Origin of the sequence: Kribbella sp. NPDC048928, from assembly GCF_043197975.1 — a bacterium.
In the GTDB taxonomy this organism is placed as follows: domain Bacteria; phylum Actinomycetota; class Actinomycetes; order Propionibacteriales; family Kribbellaceae; genus Kribbella.
On the sequence record NZ_JBICUC010000001.1, the window covers coordinates 969,751 to 976,368 of the forward strand.

Below are 6,618 nucleotides of genomic sequence, written 5' to 3' on the forward strand. Positions count from 1 at the left end.
GCGTGGGGATCCGCGCTACTCATCCTCCAGCCACTCGCGGACCGACTCGTTGTGTTCGCCGAGGCGGGGCGGTGGCAGGTTGGTTTCGCGGGCGCCGGCGTACGGGTTGTCGTCGAAGCGCAGCGGCGGTCCGGGGAGCTGGATGGTGCCGAGCGTCGGGTGCTGTACGTCGATGAGCAGGCCCTGAGAGCGGGTCTGCTCCCACTCGTACACCTGCTGGAAATCACGCACCTTGCCGGCCGGAATCCCCTGCTCCGCAAGGCGTTCCAGCCAGACGTCCGCCGACTCGTCCGCGAAGGCGGCCTCGATCGCGGCGGTCAGCTCGGCGCGGTGCGCGACCCGCTCGGAGTTCACCGCGAACCGCACGTCGTCCGCGTCGAGCCCGACGATCGGCGCGAACAGCCGCCACAGCCCCTCACTGCCGACGGCCACCTGCACGATGTCGTCACGGGTGCGGTAGAGCCCGTACGGTGCGATCTGTGCGTGGTGGTTGCCGACCCGCTCGGGGAGCTGGTGCGCGACGGTCCATTTCGTCCCGTGGAACGCGTGCACGCCGACCACCGACGCGAGCAGGCTGGTCCGGACGACCCGTCCCTTGCCGGTGATCGACCGCTCGTGCAGTGCGGCCAGCGCACCGTACGCGCCGTACATCCCGGCGAGCAGGTCGGAGATCGGCGCACCGACCTTCGTCGGCTCGGTCTCGCCGGTGATACTCATCAGGCCGCCCTCGCCCTGGGCGATCTGGTCGTACCCGGCGCGGCCGCCCTCGGGCCCGTCGTGGCCGAAGCCGGTGATCGACAGGATCACCAGGCCGGGGTTCAGCTCGTGCAGCCGCTCGGTGGCGAAGCCGAGGCGGTCCAGGACGCCGGGGCGGAAGTTCTCGATCAGGACGTCGGCCTTGCGGACCAGCTTGGTGAGGAACTCCTTGCCCTCGGGTGACTTGAGGTCCGCGGTCACCGATTCCTTGTTCCGGTTCGCGGACAGGTAGTACGTCGACTCGCCGTCCACGAACGGAGGGCCCCAGCCGCGGCTGTCGTCGCCGCCGGTCGGGGTCTCGACCTTGATCACCCGCGCGCCGAGGTCCCCCAGCATCATCGCCGCATGCGGCCCGGCCAAGGCGCGGGTCAGGTCCACGACGACGACGTCCGAGAGAAGGTTCTGCACGGGGTCGAGCGTAGGCGAGTCCGGCGCGGCGGGCCGTGATGCGACTCTCAGCCGGCCGTCTTGCGCGCCAGGGAAGCCAGGCGGTGGGTCACGTCGCGTGGGCGTTCCTGCATGAGCATGTGGCCGGCGCCGGGGTACATCCAGAGCCGGGCGGTGGGCAACTGGGCGGCCATCCGGTTCGCGTGCCGAGGGGGCAGCAGGTGGTCGCGAGTGCCGTGCATGATCTCCACCGGTAGCTGGTCGAGCACCTTCAGTGCGTCGCCGCGGTCGTGCTCGAGCATCGCCTCGAAGAACCCGCCGTACGAGGCGCCCGGCACGATCGCCAGGTCCTCCAGGAACAGATCGACCTCGGCCGGATCCGCCTTCTTCCCGAACACCACCCGCCGCAACGCCGGCCCCTGCAACCGCGCCACCCGCACCCCGGCCCTGGGCACCCGGCGGTCGACTCGCCGGCCGACCGCGTTCAGGACGCGGGGGGCGATCCGCGCTGCGGTCGGGTCGAAGCGTGCCGGAATGCCCAGTGCGCCCTCGGTGAGGTGGCCCGAGGTGGTGCTGACGAGTGCGGCCGCGCGGATCCGGGACCCGAACAACTCCGGGTACCTCTCCGCGGCCGCCATCAATGTCATCCCACCCATCGAGTGCCCGGCGTACACGACGGGCCCGTCCCCGACGACCTCGTCCAGCACCGTCACCAGGTCGTCGGCCAACTGCTCGAGCCGAGTCGACCCAGCCGGCGGCGCGCCCGAGCGCCCGTGACCGCGGTGGTCGTACGTGACAACGCGGACCGCGTCCGGCCCGAGGATCTCCGGCAGGCCCTCGACCTGGTTGTGCCACGAACGCGTCGAGCACGTCCATCCATGCACGAGCAGCACGGTCACCGGCGCATCGGCCGAGCCCGCAACCTCGACGTTCAGCCTGACGCCGTCAGCCGTGGTCACGCCCGAACGCTCCAACTGGATCGTCACGCAGTCTCCCGTTCCCGTTCATTGTCGGCCAGCTGAGCCGCCCGCATCCGCCCGCCGCGAGCGCCGCGCCCTACCAGCCAGGCGATCCCGAGCACCTCGAGCAGCCCGACGACCGCGAGCAGTGCGTACCCGCCGTTCCACATCCATCGTGGCACGTCGGTCCGTTCCTCCCGGCGCAACACCTGCTGCTCGTTGATGAAGTCGACCTGCTGCCCGTTCGACACCTGGATCGCGGGCTTCTCGATCGCCGCGTCCTCCGGCGCGTACACCCAGGCCGCCACCATGTCCCGCTGCCCCTGATGCAGCCGCACCATCGACTTCCACTTGCCGTACATCGGCAGCGCGTCCCGCGACCGGTAGGTGCCGTTGGCAACCTTGTCCATCGGGTGGTACTCGAGCCCGCCGCCCTGCCAGGCCAGTGCCTCGAACCAGCGCGCACCGTCCGCGGCATCACCGGGCGTGAGGGTGATCGTGACGTACGCCGTCGGCTCGGCCCCCGTGGCCACCCGCTCCAACGACACGACCCCCGACACGCCCGGATCCGCAGACCGCGGTACGCAGAAGAACACCGTCGCGGCAACCAGTACGAGACCCGCCGCACCGAGCTGATGGGTACGCCGGACCGCGACCGGCCGGATGTACTTGATCCCGATCGCCCGCGCGTCCCCGGCCACTTCGGCGTACCGGGTCGCCAGCCACGCCCCGACCAGACCGGCGCCGATCCCGGCGAGCACGCCGTACCCGATCGCGGACGGCAGCATCGACGACGGCCAGGCGATCGGCATCCACACGTGACTCCACGCGTACTCCGCGACCACGCCGACGGTCCCGATCAGCACACCCGCGACGACCCCGAGCCGGAAGCGGTTCTTGTTGCCGAGGGCAAACGCTGCGAGCTCCACCAGGACGGCCTCGACGACCAGCAGCGGGAAGTGCCCGACGATCTCACCGAGCGGCTGGGCGACCGCGAACGCGATCCCGCCGCGGATCACCAGGTACACACCAAGCGCGACGAACGTCGTTCCTGGACCGCGCCGGGCACGCAGGATCGTGAACGCCAGCGTCGCGCCGAACACGATCAGGATCGGCTGCAGGATCAGCGGGAACTGCGGCACGCCGTAGTTGAACTCGGTGCTGAACAGGTCCCACGCGATCAGCAGCGCGCCGACCGCGATCAACTCCTGGAACCGCCGGAACCGCGTGCTGCCGACCAACTGCTCGACCTCGGCCTGCGCCAGCAGGCGCGCGAAGATCGAGAACACCACGCCGCCGATCATCAGCAGGTGCGTCGGGCCCCACAGCGTCACGTCCTCGCCGAACAGCCGGTGCCACACGTCGTCCAGCGGAAAGCCGACCAGCGCGAACGTACCGCAGACCGTGACCAGGGCCGCGCTACACGGAATCCGCCAGCCCTTGGTGAGCTTGATCGTGCGGGCCGGGAGCGGCTTGCCGGCGAGCGCGATCGGCAGGACGCCGGACACGATCACGCCGAGGATCCCGAAGAAGATCGGGTAGTGCGCCGGCGTACCGAACGGACCGGTGTCACGGCCGCGGTCGATGTGCACGGCGATGTCCCACCAGACCCCGAACGCGCAGGCGAGCAGCGAGACCGCATGCACGTACGGCGTCAGCGCGGCCCATCGGGGGACTCCGTCCAGTCTCCCGATGGTGTCCGCGAACCTCCCCACCAGCGTCACGCGGCCGGTGCGTTCGCGCCACAGGAGCACGGCGAGTGCGACGTACATCAGCGAGACCACGCCGGTGACGATCGCGATCTGGTCGAACGTCGCCGTACCGGTGGTCGCCAACGGGATCGCCATGGGCGGTCTCCTCCAGAGGCCTCAAGACATGGGTGATGCGCCATGCAGCATGTTACATCTACTATGTAACGTGGAGTCTGGAAGACTGTCAAGGGTGGAACTCAAGCCGGACGAAGAGCTCACCGTCGATCAGCTCGCCGCCAAGGTCGGCATGACGGTCCGGAACGTGCGCGCGTACGCCGGCCGCGGGCTGATCCCGCCGCCCCGGCTGGTCGGCCGCACGGGGTACTACGGCCACGACCACATCGCCCGGCTGACGCTGGTGCGCGAGCTGCTCGACAAGGGCTACACGCTGGCCGCCGTCGAACGGATGCTCGGCGAACTGCCTGACGGCGCGATGGCGCTCGGCGTCTTCGAGACCCTGGTGAACCCCTGGACGCCGTCCGAGCCGGAGGAGCTCGACGAGTTCCGGCTGGCCGAGCGGGCCGGCGTACCGCACGACCCCGCGTTGATCCAGCGGCTGGTCGACCTCGGCATCGCGGAGCGGCTGGACAGCGGCCGGCTCCGGATCCCGAACCCGGACCTGCTCCGGACCGGCCTCGAGGTGATCAAGCTCGGCGTCCCACTGGACGCGATCTTCGAGATGCTGCCGAAGCTGTTCACCCAGGCGGACGCGGTCGCGAAGACGTACGTCGAACTGTTCCGCTCCACGGTCTGGCGCGACTTCACCGACGCCGGGATGCCGGCCGACGGCTGGCCGAACATCCAGCGCACGCTGGAGGGCATCATCCCGCTGGCCGGCCAGGCCCTGGTCGCCGCGTTCCGGGAGGCGATGGCCCGCGAGATCGAGATCGTCGCCTCCGAGGAGCTCGGCCTCAACCCGAAGGAACTGCCCTCTACCGGCTAGCTGTAGCGACGGCGCGCAGCCGCTCGACCCGGTCGGCGAGGTCCTCGGCGGTGGTCTGACGCTCGACGTAGCGCCCGTACCAGTGCACGAGGCTGGTTGCCTCGCGCATCAGTTCGAGCTCCGGTACGGCGGCCAGCTCGACGGCGGTCAGCGGGTGCGCGTCGACGTACCCACGCTGGAACGCCGTACTCGGACGCCCCGGCACGCCGAAGAAGTACCGGCCGACGGCGAGGTCCATCGCCCGGTAGCCGGTCCCGGCCGTCTCGAAATCCAGGATCGCGGTGACGCGGTCGCCGGACATCAGCACGTTGGTCAGCGCGAAGTCGCCGTGAATGATCTGCTGCGGCAGGTCCGGCCGCCGGCGGATGCGGTTGAAGATGCGGGCCACCTCGTCACGCCGCGGTACACCGTTGATCACCGCGTCGAGGCTCGGCACCCGTGGGTGGACGCTGGTCAGGTCGCCGTCCCAGATGCGCGACGTGGGCAGGTCGGCCGGATCCAGCCGCGCAAGCGCGTGGTCCAGCTCGGCCAGGGCGCGGCCGCACGCCTCCGCCCGTACGTCATCACCCCGGACCGGGTGCTCTCCGGGGATCCGCCGGCTCAGACTGGCGAGCACCGGCTTCCCGTACAACTCGCCGCGGATCGCGGTTTCTCCGCCGGTCGGCACGGGCACCGGAACGGCGAACGACAACCCGGTCAGCGCCCCGAGGACCGCATGCTCGTACGTCGGCGCGATCGCGTTGCGGTGAATCCGTAGCACGAACTCGTCGCCCACGTAGTAGCCGGTGTTGTTGGTGCCGGTGGTCAGCGGGCGTACGTCGTACCCCTGAAGCCCCCAGCGCCGCAGCAGGGTGTCCACCCCGGCATCTTCCCCTAGTGAAGGTCAGGGGCGAGATAGGTAATCCTCCGCATGTGTGAACCGCCCCTCATGCGGGAGCGTATAGCTACCAGAACGGCACCAGGCAGGAGGAAGCGCATGCGCCAGATCCAGATCCGTCGCCGGCCACGGACGAGCACCACCCGCCGCCAGACGCAGGACCAGACCCTCGACCTCCGCACGCCGTCCGGCCGCAAACTGCCGTTCTGACGACACGACCACCAGGACCGACCGCCATGAAGCTCAGACTCCACGTCCACCACGTCCGCGCCGGCGGCTGGTGCGCCGACATCGACGACGACAACGACCGGCAGCCCGACGACCCGTACTGGTGCGTCGACGCGTGGCCGACGCTGGAGTCCGCGCTGATCGCGGGCTGCGCCGAGCTCGCGAAGCTCGTCTCCACAACCAACCTGACCCGGCTCAGCGGGTACTACGAACCGGCCCTGGCCGCTTGAACCAACGGGGACACGAGGCCCGGCGAACCGCAGGGGGTTTGCCGGGCCTCACTTATGCCCTCGTCTGTGGGCCTGGCTGTTGCAGCTGACTGGGCGCTGGATCGGGGAGATCCCCAACGTCCGCATCCCAGTCGTTCTCGTCGTCGTCGGGGAGATTCGCCTCGTTGCGGCGGGCGATCCGGATGAACGCGATGATCAGGAAGACCGGCCCGAGGACCATCGCCAGCTCGGGAACTCCCCCAAGGTGCTGGGCGATCACGATGCCGTCACCAGGGCGATCCCGCCCGCGGTGAATGCGACCATCGCCGCGAGCATCGGGTACTGCGCCCGCCGCAACTGCCGGCGCCGGAACAGAACAGTCGCGGGGGGGGGGGGGGGGGCCCCCCCCCCCCCCCGGGGGGGCCCCCCCCCCCCCGCCCCCGGCCCCCCCCCCCCCCGCCCCCGCCCGCCCCCCCCCCCCCCGGGCCCGCCCCCCCCGCCCCCCCAC

The 6,618-nt window shown here is 70.5% G+C and carries 7 protein-coding genes; 2 read left to right on the forward strand and 5 right to left on the reverse strand.

Annotated features, from left to right (window positions below):
• Positions 1-15: 15 nt before the first annotated feature.
• From ACGFI6_RS04645 to ACGFI6_RS04655, 3 genes are read right to left on the reverse strand one after another with little or no spacing between them, the layout of a single operon-like run.
• Positions 16-1,164, reverse strand: coding sequence for a CaiB/BaiF CoA transferase family protein (locus tag ACGFI6_RS04645; RefSeq protein WP_393115250.1), 1,149 nt, complete (start codon positions 1,162-1,164; stop codon positions 16-18).
• A 47-nt stretch (positions 1,165-1,211) separates the two neighbouring features.
• Entirely contained in the window at positions 1,212-2,129 is a 918-nt protein-coding gene (locus tag ACGFI6_RS04650) for an alpha/beta fold hydrolase (protein WP_393115251.1), read from the reverse strand.
• Positions 2,126-3,949 carry a hypothetical protein gene (locus tag ACGFI6_RS04655; protein WP_393115252.1) on the reverse strand — a complete coding sequence of 608 codons (1,824 nt, stop codon included), beginning with the start codon at positions 3,947-3,949 and terminating at the stop codon, positions 2,126-2,128. The genes ACGFI6_RS04650 and ACGFI6_RS04655 overlap by 4 nt, the downstream gene beginning before the upstream one ends.
• A 94-nt stretch (positions 3,950-4,043) precedes the next feature.
• On the opposite strand from ACGFI6_RS04655, the gene ACGFI6_RS04660 reads away from it, so the two are divergent.
• Positions 4,044-4,796, forward strand: coding sequence for a MerR family transcriptional regulator (locus ACGFI6_RS04660; RefSeq protein WP_393115254.1), 753 nt, complete (start codon positions 4,044-4,046; stop codon positions 4,794-4,796).
• Here ACGFI6_RS04660 and ACGFI6_RS04665 read toward each other — a convergent pair.
• Positions 4,786-5,655, reverse strand: a complete 870-nt coding sequence (locus tag ACGFI6_RS04665) for a phosphotransferase enzyme family protein (protein WP_393115255.1) — start codon at positions 5,653-5,655, stop codon at positions 4,786-4,788. The two genes, ACGFI6_RS04660 and ACGFI6_RS04665, sit on opposite strands and share 11 nt — an antisense overlap.
• Before the next feature lie 254 nt (positions 5,656-5,909).
• Here ACGFI6_RS04665 and ACGFI6_RS04670 point away from each other — a divergent pair, with 254 nt between their 5' ends.
• Positions 5,910-6,131 carry a hypothetical protein gene (locus ACGFI6_RS04670; RefSeq protein WP_393115256.1) on the forward strand — a complete coding sequence of 74 codons (222 nt, stop codon included), beginning with the start codon at positions 5,910-5,912 and terminating at the stop codon, positions 6,129-6,131.
• 52 nt (positions 6,132-6,183) lie between these two features.
• Here the strand turns inward: ACGFI6_RS04670 and ACGFI6_RS04675 are convergent, their stop codons facing one another.
• Entirely contained in the window at positions 6,184-6,390 is a 207-nt protein-coding gene (locus ACGFI6_RS04675; protein ID WP_393115257.1) for a hypothetical protein, read from the reverse strand.
• Positions 6,391-6,618: the final 228 nt, after the last annotated feature.